General features: G+C 34.4%; 2 protein-coding genes. Both read left to right on the top strand.

Translation table 11 applies throughout. From position 1 onward, the window contains the following. The first annotated feature begins 113 nt into the window (after window positions 1-113). Entirely contained in the window at window positions 114-887 is a 774-nt protein-coding gene (gene istB / locus ASJ81_RS12065) for an IS21-like element helper ATPase IstB (RefSeq protein ID WP_095643032.1), read from the top strand. Window positions 888-1,341: 454 nt separating this feature from the next. After that, window positions 1,342-1,689, top strand: coding sequence for a hypothetical protein (locus tag ASJ81_RS12060; RefSeq protein WP_095644656.1), 348 nt, complete (start codon window positions 1,342-1,344; stop codon window positions 1,687-1,689). Window positions 1,690-1,829: the final 140 nt, after the last annotated feature.

Below are 1,829 nucleotides of genomic sequence, written 5' to 3'. Positions count from 1 at the left end.
AAAGAGAATTCAAAATACAGGAAGGATTCACAGATTCCATTGAAGTTCTCAGGTCCTGAAGTTGAAAAGAGGTCTCTTGATGTCTATGAAACATTTAGTGAAGGTGGTTTTGAATGAACAACTTCAGCTATGAAAGACTTCACACTAATCTGCAGTACTTGAAACTGAATACTATTGAAGAGCTTCTTGATAACTATCTTGAAATTGCTGCAAGGGACAGCAAGACAACAATGGAAGTCCTTGATTATCTGTTTGAACAGGAAAAGAAACACAGGGAAGCTGTTGCAGTTGAGAGAAGGATGAAAAGTGCAGTTTTTCCTGTTAAAAAGATGCTTGAAGAATTCGATTTTGAGTTTCAGTCATCTATTGATAAAAAAGTCATAGAAGACCTTGCAACGTTGAGATTTGTTCATAATGCAGAGAATATTGTTTTGCTCGGTCCTCCTGGAGTTGGAAAGTCTCATCTTGCAATTGCTCTTGGGATTGAAGCAGCAAAAGCAGGAATTTCGGTTTACTTTACCAATACAGGAAACCTTATTGATAGGTTGAAAATAGCAGATAGAGAAGGAATACTTGAAAAGAAGATCAGGGACTTGATGAAATTTAAAGTGTTGATAATTGATGAAATTGGATATCTCCCGTTTGATGAGGAAGGAGCTCACTGCCTATTTCAGCTAATCTCCAGACGTTATGAAAAGAGTTCAGTGATCTTGACATCGAATAAGTCATATGGAGAATGGGGAGAGATATTCAAGGACCATGTTATAGCGGCTGCTGTACTTGACAGGCTTCTCCATCATTGTACGACAATTAACATCAAAGGAGAAAGTTACAGGCTGAAAGAGAGAAAGAAACAGGGAATAAAAACAGGAAATCTGTACCAGTGATTTTGAGTGAATTCATGAAAAATTGAGTAAACTTTATATCAAAAGGTGAGGAATTTTAAACCGACCAATGTGGGGAAAATTAAATCGGCGTTGACAATCTTCCTCAAGGATAATTTTGAACCGCATAAATATCGGTTATAAGGCTTTTTACTTAAATTGTTATGGGTAAGAGGATCTACTTTCAGACAGATTTTGTAGAACATAATCGGTTACCTGTTTCTCATTTTCATCAGAAAAAATCATACAGTCAAATAAATCACTTTTATCAAAAAGGCCCTGCAAAGGGCTCCTTTTAAACTCATTTGAATCTTCAAAGTTCACGAGCCTGTAACTATTCAGGCAGCTTTCTAAGGCTCCAAACTTTTTCCACGAGAAAGTTTCTATATCTAATTGATGATGTCAATTACAATTACAAACTTATGGATGAAATAAATCAAATTAGGAGTGGATAAAAATGGCAATTAAAGAAACTGATTTCAGTCGATTAAATGAAAAACTGGTTGATAATCCATCTGCAAAATTCTTCATTTGTATGCGGAACATTCCTGCGTATGTAAAGAATGAACAGATAATGGAATGCCCTGTACTCTCGCCCAGTAATAAGCTGGCAAATAATTATAGACTAGGTTTAATGGATCCCTGTCAATTTTATATGAACTATTATAATGAACTGAAAAGTCCAATTTGTCAAGAATTAATGAAATCTATACTAAGTATATCTAAAAACTACGATATTTATATTGTAAATATTAATAAAGACGCAAGGTTATTATTGTTGGACATATTGAAAAATATAAAATAATTTTACTTGTTGCTGAATAAGTGTGAACCCTTCCAAGTTATCTGAGTTGTTACTTATTTAGCATGAAAATGCTGCCATCAGCATTCATTTTCATATAGTTGTGCATGTTATTCAAGGAATATCCATTGGTCATCGGTTAA

The sequence above is a fragment of the Methanosarcina spelaei genome, from assembly GCF_002287235.1.
GTDB lineage: Archaea > Halobacteriota > Methanosarcinia > Methanosarcinales > Methanosarcinaceae > Methanosarcina > Methanosarcina spelaei.
Note: the sequence above shows the minus strand (reverse complement) of the source record. Positions and strands in the feature narration are given on the sequence as shown.